At 61.7% G+C, this 15,550-nt stretch carries 14 protein-coding genes; 6 read left to right on the top strand and 8 right to left on the bottom strand.

The features are described from left to right. Window positions 1–9: 9 nt before the first annotated feature. The 4 genes from RBB29_RS06210 to RBB29_RS06195 form a co-directional block, all read right to left on the bottom strand. Window positions 10–3,162: a calcium-binding protein gene (locus tag RBB29_RS06210; RefSeq protein ID WP_306113691.1), complete on the bottom strand. Its 3,153-nt coding sequence runs from the start codon at window positions 3,160–3,162 to the stop codon at window positions 10–12. 104 nt (window positions 3,163–3,266) lie between these two features. Further along, window positions 3,267–3,689: a toxin-activating lysine-acyltransferase gene (locus RBB29_RS06205; RefSeq protein ID WP_306121111.1), complete on the bottom strand. Its 423-nt coding sequence runs from the start codon at window positions 3,687–3,689 to the stop codon at window positions 3,267–3,269. 2 nt (window positions 3,690–3,691) lie between these two features. Then, window positions 3,692–4,342 (bottom strand): Crp/Fnr family transcriptional regulator, encoded by a 651-nt coding sequence (locus RBB29_RS06200; RefSeq protein ID WP_306113689.1) that lies wholly within the window; start codon window positions 4,340–4,342, stop codon window positions 3,692–3,694. Window positions 4,343–4,658: 316 nt separating this feature from the next. After that, a complete protein-coding gene (locus RBB29_RS06195) occupies window positions 4,659–5,861 on the bottom strand; it encodes a pyridoxal phosphate-dependent aminotransferase (RefSeq protein WP_306113687.1) in 1,203 nt (400 codons plus the stop codon). An 87-nt stretch (window positions 5,862–5,948) separates the two neighbouring features. On the opposite strand from RBB29_RS06195, the gene RBB29_RS06190 reads away from it, so the two are divergent. After that, entirely contained in the window at window positions 5,949–6,353 is a 405-nt protein-coding gene (locus RBB29_RS06190) for a helix-turn-helix transcriptional regulator (RefSeq protein ID WP_306113686.1), read from the top strand. Then, window positions 6,346–6,609, top strand: a complete 264-nt coding sequence (locus RBB29_RS06185) for a succinate dehydrogenase assembly factor 2 (RefSeq protein ID WP_306113685.1) — start codon at window positions 6,346–6,348, stop codon at window positions 6,607–6,609. The genes RBB29_RS06190 and RBB29_RS06185 overlap by 8 nt, the downstream gene beginning before the upstream one ends. 15 nt (window positions 6,610–6,624) lie before the next feature. Here the strand turns inward: RBB29_RS06185 and RBB29_RS06180 are convergent, their stop codons facing one another. Together RBB29_RS06180 and RBB29_RS06175 are read right to left on the bottom strand one after the other, a co-directional pair. Beyond that, the gene (locus RBB29_RS06180) at window positions 6,625–7,770 is read right to left on the bottom strand and encodes an aromatic ring-hydroxylating dioxygenase subunit alpha (RefSeq protein ID WP_306121110.1); all 1,146 of its coding nucleotides are present in this window, start codon (window positions 7,768–7,770) and stop codon (window positions 6,625–6,627) included. Window positions 7,771–7,778: 8 nt separating this feature from the next. Continuing rightward, window positions 7,779–8,477, bottom strand: a complete 699-nt coding sequence (locus RBB29_RS06175) for a GntR family transcriptional regulator (protein WP_306113683.1) — start codon at window positions 8,475–8,477, stop codon at window positions 7,779–7,781. A 77-nt stretch (window positions 8,478–8,554) separates the two neighbouring features. Here RBB29_RS06175 and RBB29_RS06170 point away from each other — a divergent pair, with 77 nt between their 5' ends. From RBB29_RS06170 to RBB29_RS06155, 4 genes are read left to right on the top strand one after another with little or no spacing between them, the layout of a single operon-like run. Beyond that, window positions 8,555–9,352 carry an ectoine utilization protein EutA gene (locus RBB29_RS06170; RefSeq protein WP_306113682.1) on the top strand — a complete coding sequence of 266 codons (798 nt, stop codon included), beginning with the start codon at window positions 8,555–8,557 and terminating at the stop codon, window positions 9,350–9,352. 17 nt (window positions 9,353–9,369) lie between these two features. After that, complete coding sequence (locus tag RBB29_RS06165; protein WP_306113681.1) at window positions 9,370–10,254, top strand: phytanoyl-CoA dioxygenase family protein; 885 nt, start codon at window positions 9,370–9,372, stop codon at window positions 10,252–10,254. Beyond that, window positions 10,255–11,430, top strand: a complete 1,176-nt coding sequence (locus tag RBB29_RS06160) for a Xaa-Pro peptidase family protein (RefSeq protein ID WP_306113680.1) — start codon at window positions 10,255–10,257, stop codon at window positions 11,428–11,430. A gap of 19 nt (window positions 11,431–11,449) precedes the next feature. Next, on the top strand, window positions 11,450–12,277 hold the full coding sequence (locus RBB29_RS06155) for a phytanoyl-CoA dioxygenase family protein (RefSeq protein WP_306113679.1): 828 nt from the start codon (window positions 11,450–11,452) through the stop codon (window positions 12,275–12,277). Between the two features lie 13 nt (window positions 12,278–12,290). On the opposite strand, the gene RBB29_RS06150 is transcribed toward RBB29_RS06155, so the two are convergent. Both RBB29_RS06150 and RBB29_RS06145 read right to left on the bottom strand, forming a co-directional pair. After that, the gene (locus RBB29_RS06150) at window positions 12,291–14,384 is read right to left on the bottom strand and encodes an acetate--CoA ligase family protein (protein WP_306113678.1); all 2,094 of its coding nucleotides are present in this window, start codon (window positions 14,382–14,384) and stop codon (window positions 12,291–12,293) included. A gap of 4 nt (window positions 14,385–14,388) precedes the next feature. After that, window positions 14,389–15,549, bottom strand: coding sequence for an acyl-CoA dehydrogenase family protein (locus tag RBB29_RS06145; protein ID WP_306113677.1), 1,161 nt, complete (start codon window positions 15,547–15,549; stop codon window positions 14,389–14,391). Between the last annotated feature and the right edge of the window lies 1 nt (window position 15,550).

Below are 15,550 nucleotides of genomic sequence, written 5' to 3'. Positions count from 1 at the left end.
TAGATCAACTTACGCGAAATCGAATGCGTCTGGCACTACCGGAATGACATTTGTCGTCCAATCTTCGACGCCATCGGCCAGGCGGTTGGCCTGATCGACCACGATGCCCGCAGTGTTCGCGGCCGTCTTGATGTCGTTGGTCCAGCCGTCGAGCTTGTCGGCAAAGAGCTCCTGCGTGGTCGCGACGCCGGGATCTTCGACAAAGATAAAGGCGTCGAGGTCGGCGTTCGCATTGTCGGTCCAGGCAAACGGGATCTGGCCATCGCCGATCTGGTCAAAACCGTCCTTGGTTTCATCCCACCACTGCGACAGGCCGCCATTGGCCTCGAAAAGACCCGCGTCAAATGCCGCACCGAGGTCGATGTTGATGATGTCGTCCTGGTTCACGATCCGCAGGGTTTCGACCCGGTTATCCGCATCATCCATGTCCTTGATGACAACGGTGCCCATGTCGAGCTGATAGCCGCCTTCGGTCTGCAACCCGATGGTCAGATCGCCGGAATGCGACAGGTCGAAGGCCAGGTTCTCGATGCCGATATCGAAGACACCGAAGGGTCCGCGGATTTCCACCGCATCGGTGCCGCCGCCACCGCCGGTGATCGTGTCAAAGAGCCCGTCGCCCAGTTGCAGCAGGTTGGCCCAGTCGCGGACCGCGTTGAAACCGCCATCGTCGACCGTATGTTCGCCACCAAAGCCGAAGGTGAAGAGATAGGTGTCGTCGCCTTGACCGCCGACCATATCACCGCCCTTGGCGCCGCTGGCCAGGAAGTCATTGCCATCGCCGCCGAGCGATTGCGTGACCGAGATGTCGAACCAGGACATGATGTCATCGCCGACCGAACTGATCCAGTCGCTGATCGCGCCCAGGGGGTCGAGTTGATCGAGCATCTGGTTGATGTCGTTGATCGTATCGACGATTTTTTCCAGCGGGTTCAGGATGCCATCCATCGCCTCAGCAAATTCGACCAGCAGCTTGTCGGCGCCGACCGTGTTGGCCCAGAGCGAGAAGAACATGCTTTGGTCCATGATCCAGTCATCGTCGCTGCCACCGGAATAGATGCTGGTGCCGCCATCGGTGATCATCAGGTCGTCGCCCTCGCCACCGAAATTCAGGCCCAGGCTGCCGCTGCCAAGAAGGATATCATCGCCGCCCTGGCCCACCTGCACCTTGAGGTTGCCGCCGCCGACAAAAACGTCGTTATCGTCCCCGCCCAATTGCACGCTCAGCTCCGGTTTGGGTTTCAGGCTGTCGATCTTGGACTTGATCTTGCCGTCGACGAAGGTCTTGGTCATGTCATAGCGGCTCTGGTCGTCGCCACCGCCCTCGACAATCGCCTTGATATCCTTGAAGTCCTTGATCTGCTTCTTGATCTTTTCGATCGTGCTCTTGCCGCTGGCGGCTTTGCCGATCACGAGATCCTGACCGTCACCGCCATATTGCAGTTGCGCCGATCCCTGTTTGTGTTTGGCCGCGCCCAGCAGGATGTCATTGCCGTCCCCGGCCCATTGCACGTTGCCGACGCCGCGCGCGACCATGAAATCGTTGCCCGTATCGCCATGCTGGACATTTACCTTGCCGCCGCCGACGATGATGTCATCGCCTGTGCCGCCGAACTGCACCGCGGCTTGCCCGGCACCGACCATAACATCGTCTTCACCGCCGCCGAACTGCGCCAGCCCTTGGCCACCCGCGATCAACACATCCTTGCCGGATCCGGTACCCCCGACACGGTCCGCCAGATCCTTGAGCAGGGTGCCGACCTTGCCATCGCCCAGGGTGATCCCCGAGGGCAGGGCAGCCGTCAGCCCGTCGCCGAACTGCACGTTGCCCTGGCCATAGCCCGCCATGAAGTCGTCGCCATCGGCGCCCATCTGCACGTTGAAATTGCCAAGCGCGAACATGGCGTCATCGTCTTCGCCGCCATGCTGCACATTGAGGTTGCCGATGCCGACCATCGTGTCGTTGCCGCCTTCGCCGATCTGCAGGTTGAGCTTGCCCAGACCAAACATCACGTCGTCACCCGAGCCGCCGATCTGCAGGTTGGCTTCTGCGGCGGCAGCCATGATGTCGTCACCGGAACCGCCAAGCTGGATGTTTCCAGCCGCGGCCGCCCCCATGATGTCATCACCGCTGCCACCTTCCTGGTAGTTACCCACGCCACCGGCCATCAACGTGTCATTTCCACCTTCACCATACTGAAAATTGCCGGTGCCAACACCACCAAGAAAATCGTCTCCGGCCCCGCCACGCTGGTAGTTGCCGGAGCCACCCGCCAGCATCGTGTCGTTGCCGGCGTCACCCCATTGCAGGTTGCCGATGCCGCCCGCGATCATGCGGTCATCGCCGTTTCCGCCATGCATGTTGTTGACGCCGCCGACCGCATCCATCGTGTCGTTGCCGTCGCCGCCATACATGTTGTTGTTGCCGCCGAGGCCCAGCATGTAATCGTCGCCCGCATCACCATGGGCCGTGTTCACACCACCAATCGCCTCGATCCGGTCGTTGCCCGACCCGCCTTTGAGGATATTAACCGCGCCGAAACCCTTGAGCGTGTCGTTGCCCGTGCCGCCCTCGGCATGGTTCCACGCCCCGATGGCTTCGATATGATCGTTGCCATGGCCACCATACATGTAGTTGGTCAGGCCCTTGCCATAGATCTTGTCATTGTGGTTCCCACCGTCGAGATGGTTCCAGGCCCCGATGCCGTCCAGGCGGTCATTGCCGTCATTGCCGTACATCTTGTTCTTGGCGCCGCGCCCTTCGAGCGTGTCGTTGCCGGTGCCGCCATATCCCTGGTTATAGGCGCCCCAGCCAACGATCTTGTCGTTGCCCGAGGCGCCGCTGAGGTGGTTCCAACCGCCGTAACCAGCAATGTAATCGTTACCTGAACCACCATGCATATGGTTGGTGGCACCGCGTCCGTAGAGGCTGTCATTGCCGGATCCACCATCCATGTGGTTCCAGCCCCCCCAGGCCTCCAACCGGTCATTGCCGGTGCCACCGTAAAGTTTATTTTTAGCGCCATAGCCATAGACCTTGTCATGACCGCTGTCGCCGTAAAGGACATTGTAGGGAAGATACCCTTTGACAGTATCGTTACCGCCCCAGCCGTGCTTGACCGGCGATACAGCTTTAGTGACTTTTTTAACAACGCTACCCATCTGAAAAACCCTTCAAGAATCAAAAGCTAAAATCGTGAAGCCATGATTGCGCAGGTTGTATGGGTGCACCTGTGTTGCACGTCACACGGTACGGATTTCCTTACCTATCCGGCGACATGCCGATGTCGTGTGATCCGTCGGACGCTGCCGTCGGAATTGCGCCGCGTCCCATATCCGATCTGGCCCGGCGGAATGAAGCGGCAGGCCGCCCGCGTCAGCGCCGCGACATGCCCGAAGGGCGCCAAAAAGTCAGTAAACCAAAAGGCTTGGCCACTTTTCCAGTCATCTGCACGCAATACCCCATCGGCGAGGTATCGCGCCTCTGCCTCGGCATCCAGGAAGGCCCAGACAACCAGCCCCACGGGTTCTTCGTTTTTTCGGAAAACTCGGACCTGGTCGATCAGGAGAGGTTGCAGAAAAAGCGCATCGACACGGTCCAGGTCGGCATTTTCATATCCGGGGCTGTGCCGTAGCAACCAGGTGATTTCCCCCATACGTTGCATGACCTGGGGCGGCGGCGCCCGCATTTTCAGTGGCCCTGATCGTTGAGGGCCGCGTCGATCAGGCGGTCCTTGTCGAGGATCACCACCTCGCCCTGTTCGAACTGCGCAACGCCGTCTTTCGCCCAGGCGCCGAGTTGCCGGTTGACGTTTTCGCGGGTGAGGCCCGAGTAGTTGCCCAACCATCGCTGACTGACGCGGATACGGGTGATCGGCTCGCTGTCATCCTCCATCAGGCGGATGAGCGCGTTGGCCAGGCGTGCGCGCGCCGTCGTCAGCACCCGAAACTCAAGCACATCGGTGGCATTGCGCACCTTCTGGCACAGTGCCTCGATGACGATATGGGAGGTCTTGCCGTCCTCTTCCAGCAGCCGAAGCACCTCCGGGCGCGTCACAACAAGTGTCTCCACCGGCTCCAGCGCAGTGACATCGGCGCTGCGTTCCTTGCCATCCAGGCACGCGATATCGCCGAGGATGGTTCTGGGTCCGTAAATGCCCAGGATGGATTTCGTCCCGAAAACGGTGTTGAGGCTGACCTCGACCCGGCCTGACACCAGCAGAAACATGCTGTCGCCGGGATCGCCGCGGCGCATCATCGTCTCGCCCCGCTTGAACGTCCCGGGGCGGCCCGCCTCGAAGAGGCGGTCAATGATCTGGCTGTTGAGTTCTTCTAGGATCATCTATGTGCCTCCTCAGGATGACGTCCGGCAAACTCTTGCACATCGTTCCTTGCAAGCGCAACGGATGGTTGAAGAAATCCACGGTGATCTGGCGCGTTTGGGGCGTCTTCGGGTTGGCCGCGTCATTGGCGGCAGGTGCCGATAGGTACATGTCGAACTGGTGCGAATACCGCCCCGGAAGCTCAGGTTGATGGCGGTGCGGTCGAGGGGCAACAGGTAGCTTGGGCCGCGTGTTTCCGGGGAGGCGTCAGGCAGGCTCGAAACACGGATGAAGGAGCACGGTTTCCCGCGCTCCTTCCAAGTAATGCTGCATGATCTACGACAGGCTGGCGCAGAAGCCTTGGATGCGGGTGCAGGCTTCTTTAAGCGCCTCGTCCGAGGTGGCGTAGCTGACCCGGAAATTCGGGGAAAGCCCGAAGGCCGCACCAAAGACCACGGCAACGCCGGTCTCTTCCAGAAGTGCGGTGGCGAACACCTCGTCATTCTCGATGACCGTACCTTTGGCCGTTGTCTTCCCGATCAGGTCCGCGATCGACGGATAGACATAGAACGCGCCTTCGGGTGTCGGGCAGACGATCCCTTCGGCCTCGTTCAGCATCTTCACCACCAAGTCGCGGCGGCGCACGAAAACCTCGTTATTTGCCGCGAGGAAATCCTGCGTGCCGTTAAGTGCTTCGACCGCCGCCCATTGGCTGATCGACGACGGGTTCGAGGTGCTTTGCGACTGGATCTTGCGCATCGCGGCAATGAGCTTCTCGGGACCGGCCGCATAGCCAATCCGCCAACCGGTCATCGCATAGGCCTTGGAGACCCCATTGCAGGTCAGCGTGCGGTCATAGAGCTGCGGCTCGACCTGCGCCGGTGTGCAGAACTCAAAATCACCGTAGGCCAGGTGTTCATACATATCGTCGGTCATGATCCAAACATGTGGATGACGCAGCAACACATCGGTCAGTGCCTTCAGCTCCTCGCGGCTATATCCGGCGCCGGTCGGATTCGACGGCGAGTTGAAGATGAACCACTTGGTCTTGGGCGTGATCGCCGCCTCAAGCTGATCCGGGGTCAGTTTATAGCCGGTCTGCATCGACGCTTCGGCAATAACCGGCTCACCGCCCGCCAGCAGCACCATGTCGGGGTAGCTGACCCAGTAGGGGGCAGGTATGACAACCTCGTCTCCCGGGTTCAGCGTGGCCATCAGGGCGTTGTAAAGGATTTGTTTACCACCTGTCCCCACACTGACCTGAGCGGGCGTGTACTCAAGCCCGTTTTCACGTTTGAACTTGGCGCAAATCGCCTTTTTCAACTCAGGTATCCCGTCGGGGGCAGTGTACTTGGTTTTCCCATCATGGATGGCCTGGATGGCCGCTGCCTTGATGTTGTCGGGCGTGTCAAAATCCGGCTCACCGGCGCCCAGGCCGATGACGTCCTGTCCGGCGGCCTTCATCTCGGCCGCTTTGGTCGAAACGGCGATGGTCGGCGACGGTTTGACGCGTGATAATGTCGCGGAAAGCAGGTTCATCGGGGCCTCCGGTTTGTATAACCCATGCGCATCTCTTAGGTTGCGCGCGAATTCGGTTCAAGCAGGATCGTAGAAAAGGAAGTCATTATGAATGCCGAAACCTCCGAACATTGGTTCGACCCGCAGGCCACAACCTTTGGTGACCGTGTTGCCGGGGCCCGTGAACAGGCCGGAATGACGCAGGATGACCTGGCCAAGCGTATGGGCATCAAGGTCAAGACACTCATTGCCTGGGAAAACGACGTGTCCGAGCCGCGGGCCAACAAGCTGTCGATGATGTCTGGGCTGCTCAACGTCTCGTTGCGCTGGCTGCTGACCGGTGAAGGCGAAGGACCGGCGGCCCAGGGCGAGCATGGCTGGTTGTCGCTTGATGCGGTGACCGTCCTGACCGAAATCCACGACGTGCGCGCGCAACTGGCCGCATCCTCGTCACGTCTGGCCCGGCTCGAGACCAGCCTGCGCGAGATGCTCAAGGCAGAACCGGTTGACTGAAGACCGAGAGACGCGGCTGAAACGGCTCCGGATGCGGTCCATGCGGCGCGGCATCAAGGAGATGGATATCATCCTCAGCCGCTACGCGGATGACCGGCTGGCGGCACTGGATGCCGCGCGACTCGATCTTTATGACGCGCTCTTGTCGGAAAACGATCAGGATTTGTATCAATGGGTCACGGAGCAGGTCGCTGCCCCGGCCCGTTTCACCGACATCGTGGCGGACATCTCGGGAACGGCGCTCACTTTTCGATGAAAGCGGCGCTTGCCCTCACGTCTCCAGCGGTCCCGTTAGCCGCTCCGCCAAGTACCTCTGAAACTCCCAGATCGTCTGCTCTTTGGGCGAAAGCCGCCCGGGTTCTGCGGCAAGGGCGGCGGCATTGCGGGCGATGGCCGCGGTGATGGGTTTGTCCTCATCGTTGATCGCGTGAAAACTCTCCTTGAGGGTCTCGACGCGCTCGGCAAAAGCATCGCCCTCGGGCATTGCGGCGGGATGCACATCAACGCCCCAGAACACCTGCACCTTGTCGGTCGTGATCGGCATCAGGGACATCCAGAACGTCCGTTCCGCCGAGATCGAGCACATATGCGCCGGAAATGCCCCGAAGAGCGGCACTGACATTGCCTCTTCTTCGCTAAGCGCAGGGTTGGGGTTCTGCATCGCCTCGCCATACTCGAAGGCGACATCGGGCATACGTCCTTGAACATAAAGATTAAACCCCAGCCCCCCGGTCACTGCATGGGCGTGTTTGGTGGGCAGAACCGGCTCCACCGTGTGCGTGTGAACGGCGAAGAGGTGGTAGGGCTCCATGAAGTTCTGGAAGAGGATTTTCCAGTTGGTGTCCCAGACCTCGTTTACGCGGAAAAGTGCTCGGTAGCTCGCCACCTGATAGTTCGTGAAGCGTTCCGCCAACGGGGCAAGGCGCGGGGCCAATGGGGCGGCGTCAGGGTCCAGATTGACATAGACAAAACCCAACCAGACCTCGACCTGGTACTGCGGCAGCCGGCAGGTGGATTTATCGAAATTCTCGCGCATATGCGATGCGCCAATGAGTTGACCGTCCAGCGTATAGGTCCAGGCATGATAGGGGCAGGTGATCTTGCTCGGGATATTGCCGTCGCCCTCCAAAAGGCTCATCATCCGGTGCCGGCAGATGTTCGACATCGCGCGCAGGGTGCCGTCACGGTCGCGCAGGATCACGACCTCATCGCGGCTGATCCGGGTCACGCGGTAATCGCCCGGGTTGGCGAATTCGTCCTCGCGCCCGACGCAGATCCATTCGCGGTTGAAGATCTGCGTCAACTCCAGTTCGAGGAATTCGGGCGAGGTATAGACCTGCGGCGGCGTGGCTTCGGCCTGATCCGCGGGCAGGCTGGCGTTGCGGCGGACGGCGTCCAGCAGATCGGGCAGGGGCATGTTCGGGGTCATGGCTCGGACAGCACCCGGCTCAGGGAGGTCAGCATGCGTTGCAGGTCGATGCTCCGGTACTGGCCCACGCTGCGGATATCGTTGTTGGCCATCGCCGTTCGGATTTCGCGCAGCTCGTTGATCTGGTTTTCGATCGCGTCATCCCAGCCAAGCTGCGGCAGAAATGTGAACCAGATGCGCGCGACGCGGTAGTAAAGAAGCTCGATGATCTCGCGCAGCGGTCCATTGCCGGTCAGGTCCGACAGCAAGCCTTGCAGGCGGTTGATGATCCGGGCCAATGCGTCGTAGTCGCCCCGTATCGGCGCCAGTGCGCGGGTCTCCGCGATCAGATCGTCGATCCGCGCCAGGTGGTCGGGCGTGATTTCCACCGGTGACAGCTCTCCCATCAGTTCGGCCAGCCGTTTGCGCAGATCATAGGTTTCCTTGAGTGTTTTCAGGTCGATATCGGTTACGATCGTGCCGACGCCATTCCTGATCTGCACCAGCCCCATGAATTCCAACTTGTGAAACACCCGCCGGATCGGCGTGCGGCTGATGCCGAATTCCCGCGCCAGGGCGACCTCACTCAATACCGTCCCGGGCGGGTAGGCCAGAAGGCAGATGCGATCGCGCAACGCGCCGAAGATGCGGTCAAACCGGGCAGGGCCGGTTTCATCCTCCGGCGAAGGTGTGGTTTCCTCGGCTGTTCGGCTCACCCGGCACTCCCCATTGATTTGCATTGACACGACTCATTTTTAGAAGTGAAGATTGCTAAAATCAAGCTGTATACAGGATGACCATGCCTTCTGACACGACGATATCCAAGCCTGACGCGGTGGAAATCCACTCGGTCCGCTCCGAGATGGTCACCGATGCGGGGCCGGGAAGGTGGCGCATCGGGCTCATCGTGCTCAGCAACGACTACACCGTCGAACGCGACTTCATGAACATGCGTCCGAGCGATGATGTGGCGATCTTCACCACGCGGATCGAGAACACGCCGGATTGCACCGTTGCCACGCTTAGGCAGATGGCGCCGCGGATCACCGCGGCAACCGAATTGCTGGTGCCGGAGGGGCGGCTTGATGCGGTGGCCTATGCCTGCACCTCGGGGTCGGTGGTTATTGGCTATGACACGATCCGTGACCGCATCCGGGCGGCGCGGCCCGATGTGGCCTGCATCACGCCGATCACCGCATCGCTCGCGGCATTGGACCGGTTCGGGGCGCAAAGGCTCGCGGTGCTGACACCCTACGTGGATGACGTGAACGCCCAGATCGCACGGTACCTGCAGGCGGCCGGGAAAGAGGTCGTCGGGTTTTCGTCGTTTCAGATCGAGGACAACGAAGAGATGGCCGCGCTGACCAGCGACGCGATCTACCGCGCGGCGCTGATCGCCGACCGACCCGAGGCCGATGCGCTCTTCATCTCCTGCACGGCGATCCGCGCGGTGGAGGTGATCGAGCGCATTGAAGAGCGCCTCAACAAGCCGGTGGTGACCGCCAACCAGGCAATGTTCTGGCATTGCCTGCGGGCCGCAGGCTGCGATCTTGAGGTGCCCGGGTATGGCGCGTTGATGCGCTCGGGCTGACGGTGAAAGGGGGGCGAATGAACACGCAGAACAGTCGCAATGAACCACCTCGGGTGCTGAGCCCGGGGGACCAGCAGTTCTATGCGGATCAGGGGTACCTGGTCAAAGAAGGCGCGATAGATCAGGCGTGGATTGACCGGCTGAACAGCGCCATGGCGCGGCTTGTTGATGGCACGCGCGATATGACCAAATCCGATCAGACCTATGACCTCGAAACGGGCCACACCCGTGACACGCCCCGCCTGCGCCGGATTGCCTATCTCGATGACCTCGATCCCGTATTTTGGGAGTTCTGTAAGGATTCGCCGCTGGCCGATCTGGCGGCGGATCTGCTCGGACCGGACTTGCGGTTTCGCGAATGCCTCATCAATTTCAAATGGGCCGGAGGCGGGCAGGAGGTCAAGTGGCACCAGGATTTCCCGTTCTATCCGCTGACGAACACGTCGGTCGCGCAATTCCTCGTCTGTCTCAACGATGTGGGCCCCGAGCAAGGCCCACTGCAGGTAGTCCCGGGCAGCCACAAGGGGCCGTTTTACGACCATTACGACGGTGACGGGAACTGGCTTGGGTATATCGACGACAAACACTTGGACAACGCGGGGCTGGAACGTGCGGTTGACCTGACGGGACCGGCTGGAACCGTCACGGTGCATCACTGCGCCACGCTGCATGCGTCTCGCGCAAACCTCAGCGACCTTGGGCGGCCCGTCGTCATCGTGACTTATTGTGCCTGCGATGCGATGGCCTACACGGCGGTGTCCTATCCCTCGTCCAACTGCAAGAAAGTCGTGCGCGGGGAGGAGGCGAAATTTGCTCGGCTGGAGCCGATGCAGATGCGCCTGCCGCCGGACTGGTCCGATGGCTACACCTCGATTTTCGAGCATCAGGAGGAAGAGGCGTAAATGGCACCCCCCTTTACCCGCGAAGAATACACCGACCGGCTGAACCGCGTTCGCACCCGCATGCAGGAGCTTGGGTTCGATGGGTTGGTGATCGGCGATCCGGCCAATATCAACTGGCTCACCGGTTATGACGCCTGGTCCTTCTACACGCCGCAGATCATGGTTGTGGGGCTCGAGGTCGATCCCACATGGATCGGACGCGAAATGGATGCAGGCGCGGCGAAATTCACCACCTACTTGCCGGAGGAGCAGGTTATCCCCTTCCCCGAAACACTGGTGCAGCAACCTGACGTGCATCCGGCGCAGTTCATGGCCGATTGGATGCGCGGGAAGGGGTTTGACGGCAAGCGCATCGGCTATGAAAGCGATGTCTATTTCCTGACCCCGGCGGCGGTGGATCACCTGCGCGCGGGGCTGCCCAACAGCCAATGGGCGGATTGCGCATTGCTCGTGAACTGGCAACGCCTGACCAAAAGCTCTGCGGAAATCGCGATGATCGCGCAGGCCTCGGTGATCGCGGGGCACGCGATGCAAACCGCCTATGACGGGGTTCGGCCCGGTGTGCGGCAATGCGACCTGATGGCGGAGATCGTGGCGGCACAGATCCGGGGCGCGCCAGAGTTCGGCGGCGACATGACCGCGCTGCATCCGCTGGTTCTGGCCGGTGAGGCCGCATCCACCGCCCATCCGATGTGGACGGATACGCCCTTCGCCGCCGATCAGACGATTGCCTTCGAACTCGGCGGGTGCCGCAAACGCTATAACGCGGGGCTTGCGCGCACGGTGCATCTCGGCACCCCGCCCGAGACCCTGCTGACCACCGCGGAGGCCGTTGGTGAAGGGATGGAGGCCGTGCTGGACGCGATGCGCGCGGGGGTGCCGTGTTGCGACGTGCATGCCGCCTGGCAAGCGGTGTTGGACCGCTACGGGTTGGAGAAGAAAAGCCGGATTGGGTACTCTATCGGTCTGGGCTATTCGCCGGACTGGGGCGAGCACACGATCAGCTTCCGGCCCGATGACCGAACGCTCCTGCCAACCGATGCGGTGGTGCATATCATCCTTGGCATGTGGATGGACGGCTGGGGCATGGAGTTGAGCGAAACGGTTCATGTGCGCGAAAGCGATGCGGTCTGCCTGACGCAGTTCCCGCGCGACGTGCATGTCATTGATATCTGAACCCGGGGGAGGTTTGAGCATGGGAAAGAAACTGACAGACGCGCAGATCGAGGCCTTCCACCGCGACGGGTTTGTCTCGCCGATTGATGTATTTTCCGAAGAAGAGGCATTGGCGTTGCGCGCCCGGTTAGAGGAGGCCGAAGCGAAATGGCCCGAGGCGTTCGAGGGGGCGGCGCGCAACAATGCGCATCTCAACCTCACCTGCCTTGACGAGATCGTGCATGACAGTCGCCTTGTGGACGCCATCGAAGACCTGATTGGGCCGGATATCCTGAACTACGGCACCGTGCTTTTCATCAAGGAGCCGCATGATCCGGGCTTTGTGAGCTGGCATCAGGACGCGCGGTACATGGGGTTGGAGCCGCATGTCGGTGTCACCGCCTGGGTCGCGCTGTCGCATAGCAATGACGAAAGCGGCTGCATGCAGATGATCCCGGGCAGCCATGGGGAAATCCGCGAGCATGACGACACCTATGGCGAGACCAATATCCTGACCCGCGGGCAGGAGGTGCAGGGCGTGGACGCAAGTCAGGCGGTGTCATTGACCCTGCGGCCCGGGCAGATGTCGATCCATTCGGCGCGGGTGATCCACGCTTCTCAGCCGAACCGGAGTGACGACCGGCGCATCGGTTTCGTGATCCAGCCCTACATGCCGCCCAACGTGCGCCAAACCATCGTGCCCACCGGTGCGCAGCTTATCCGTGGCACCGATCCGAACGGTCATTTCAAACCTCTGGGGCGGCCCAGGAGCGATATGGATGCAGGGGATATCGAGGTCCGGAACTGGGTGAACGAGACCTGGTCCGATATCCTCTATCACGGTGCGGAAAAACGGCGGGATTACTGATCCGGTCGCATGGTCAGGCCGTGGTGCGCATCAAGCAATCCACGGCCAGAACGCTGTTTTCATAGACAAAAAGCGGGTTGATTTCGATCTCTGTGATCTCGTCAGCCTTGGAAAGTGCGAGATCCGCGAGGCCCTGTAGGTGTCGCGCCAGCATGTCGCAATCCACCGCGGCCCTACCGCGATACCCGTTCAGCAACCGCCAGACCCGCAAGCTCCGTATGGCCGCCGAAATCTCATCCGGGTGGGTCGGGAGCAGGAGCGTGTGGCTGTCCTCGATCAACTCGACCAGGATACCACCGCTGCCGATGGTCATGGTCAGGCCGAATTGCGGGTCCTGCCGGATGCCCACGATCAGTTCGGCCAGCGGGGGTGCCGCCATCCTCTCGATCAGGAATTCATCGCTGACCGCTTCCGGGTTATAGCGCGCGACGTCCTGGCGCATCTGCGCGGCGGCGGCGGCGAGGGCGTCTGCGTTTCGCAGGTTCAGCGCGACGGCACCAGCCTCGGTCTTGTGGGCGAGATCGCGGCTCATCATCTTCAAGACAATTGGAAACCCGATCTCCCGGGCGCCATCACGCAGGGCACCCGCGCCGCAAAGACGCCCCTCCGGCACTGCGATGCCTGCCGCTGCCAAATGCGCCTTGCCCTGTGCTTCGGTCAGGTAGGCCCCTGCTGCCGTGGGCCGGGGGCCGATGAGCGGGGTAGGGGCGCGGGACAGGATGCGGGCGCGATCCGTCGACCACCCGGCGGCGTCACGGATGGCATTCAATGTCTCGTGAATGCCCTGCATCGGCGCGATCCCCTCGGCCACATACCTGTCACGGATCTTCGCTCCCATGTTTTCCGGCAGGGTGGCACAGATCGCGGCGGGCAGCCCCGCAGCGCGCGCGGCCCGGGCAAAGGCCAGCCCGTCATTGAGGTAGAAATGTTCGCTCTCGTCCAGACCGGGGGCGGGGTAATCCTGCACCAGCACGGTTGCTTGCGCGGGGATCATGCTCAGAGCCGTGGCGAAAACCGGTTCGGTCTTGTCGGGCTGCCCCCAGATTGGCGTTGTGTAATCCAGCGGGTTGGAAACGGTGGCGATCGGCGGCAGCAATTCTGTCAACTCCGCCCGGGCCGCGTCGTCCGGCGCCGGAAAGGACAGGCCGATGGTCTCGGCATGATCGGCCAGCATCGTCGCCCCGCCACCCGAGCAGGTGAACCCGGCAAGTGCGGTCCCCTCGGGGGCGCCCGCGATACTCAGGAATTTCAGCGTCTCCAGCATCTGCGACGGGTTGGTCACCGCAATGATGCCGGTCCGGCGGAAGAGCGCGCGGTAAAGTGCGTCAGAGCCCGCCAGCGAGCCGGTATGACTGATGGTCAGCGCCTCGCCGATGGCCGAACTGCCGGTTTTGAGGGCCACGATGGGTTTGCCCGCCCGGATCGCTGCAAGGGTCGCGCGTTCGAACTTGGCGATATCGGACAGCCCTTCGATATGCAGGCCAATGGCGCGGACTTCATCTCGGTCCGCCATGAGGTCCACGAAATCCGCGATCTCCAGATCCGCCTGGTTGCCGACCGAGATCATGTAGGCGAGCGGCAGGGATCGTTGGCTCATGGTGATGTCCGAGGAAAACATCCCCGATTGGGTAATGATCGCCACACCTTCGCCCGCGCAGCCGCCGCCATGGGCGAAGGGCCAAAGCGCGGATTTGCCCACATAGTTGATGAGGCCATAACAATTCGGCCCGATCAGGACCATGTCGCCCAGGGCCGCTTTCAACGCCTCCTCAAGCGCGCGCCCGTCCTCATGCGCCTCGGAAAATCCGGCGGCGTAGCAGACGATGCCACCGGCGCCCATCTGCGCCAGTTCGGCAACCGCCGCCGGGATCAGCGCCGCCGGAATGGCCAGGAAAACGGCATCTGGCGCCTCGGGGAGGGAGGCGATGTCGGGCACGCATGGGTGCCCTGCCAGGGTCTCGCGTTTTGGATTGACCACCTGGATTTTCCCCGCGAACCCGGCGCGTTCGGCCTCGCCAATGGCAATGGCCGCATCCGTGCCGCCGATAAAGGCGATGTGGCGCGGGTTCAGCATCCGCTCGAAATTCCGGCGCTTGGCGGGGGTCATCGGGTTACGCGCCCAAGGGCCGGAGGATCGACCGGGAGATGATGTGGCGCTGGATCTCGGAGGTGCCGTCCCAGATCCGTTCGATCCGGCTATCACGCCAGAGCCGCTGGATCGGCAGTTCTTCCATTAGGCCCATGCCGCCGAAAATCTGCACCGTGTCATCGGCCACCTTGCCCAGCATTTCCGAGCAATAGACCTTGACCATCGCGGCATCCTCATCCGCCATCACGCCCGCATCGGCGCGGCGCACGGCATCCGCGACCAGCAAATCCGCCGTCCGCAGACCAATCGCCATATCGGCCAGCCGGAAGCCCGTTGCCTGGAACCGCCCGATGGGTTGTCCGAACTGCTTGCGGTTGGCAGCCCAGTCCGTGGCCAGTTCCAGCATCCGCTCGGCCTTGCCGCAGCAGGTCGCGCCCACCCAGATGCGGCCCATGCCGAGCCATTGCCCGGCCAGATCGAAGCCCTTGCCTTCTTCACCCAGCACATGACCGGGGCCAAGGCGCACATCGTCAAAGATGAGCTCATAGGTCTTGTAACCGCGGTTCGAGACGCATTTGTTGCCCTCGCGGAACGTAACCCCCGGCATGTCACGATCAACGAGGAAGGCCGTAACCCGTTTGCGCGGCCCACGTTTGGTCTCGTCCATCCCGGTCGTGGCAAAGACAATTGCGAAATCGGCCATCGTCGGGGCCGAGATGAAATGCTTCATCCCGTTAAGGATCCAGTCATCGCCATCGCGCCGGGCATTGGATTTCATCCCCATCGCGTCCGACCCGGCCTCGGGTTCGGTCAGGCCGAAAAGCTCGCGTTTTTCGCCGGTGACGCAGGGTTTCAGGTAAGTGTCGATCTGATCACCTTCACAAGCCAAGAGCAATTCGGTGGGCCGGGCGATCCAGGCATGTAACGCATGGCTGGTGCGGCCGAATTCACGTTCGATCACGGCCATCTGCGTGTGATTGAGCCCGCCGCCGCCGACGCTTTCGGGCAGGTTGGCCGCGTAAAGCCCCAATTCCTTGCCCTTTGCCTCAATCTCGCGGCCGATCTCTTCTGGGACCTCGCCCAGACGGTCCACTTCCTCCTCATGGGGAATGACGTGATCGTTGAAAAGCCCGCGTACCGTGTCGCGCAGCATCTCGTCTTCATGGGACAGGATCAGGCTCATG

Source organism: Roseovarius sp. MMSF_3359 (genome assembly GCF_030733385.1).
GTDB lineage: Bacteria > Pseudomonadota > Alphaproteobacteria > Rhodobacterales > Rhodobacteraceae > Roseovarius.
Note: the sequence above shows the minus strand (reverse complement) of the source record. Positions and strands in the feature narration are given on the sequence as shown.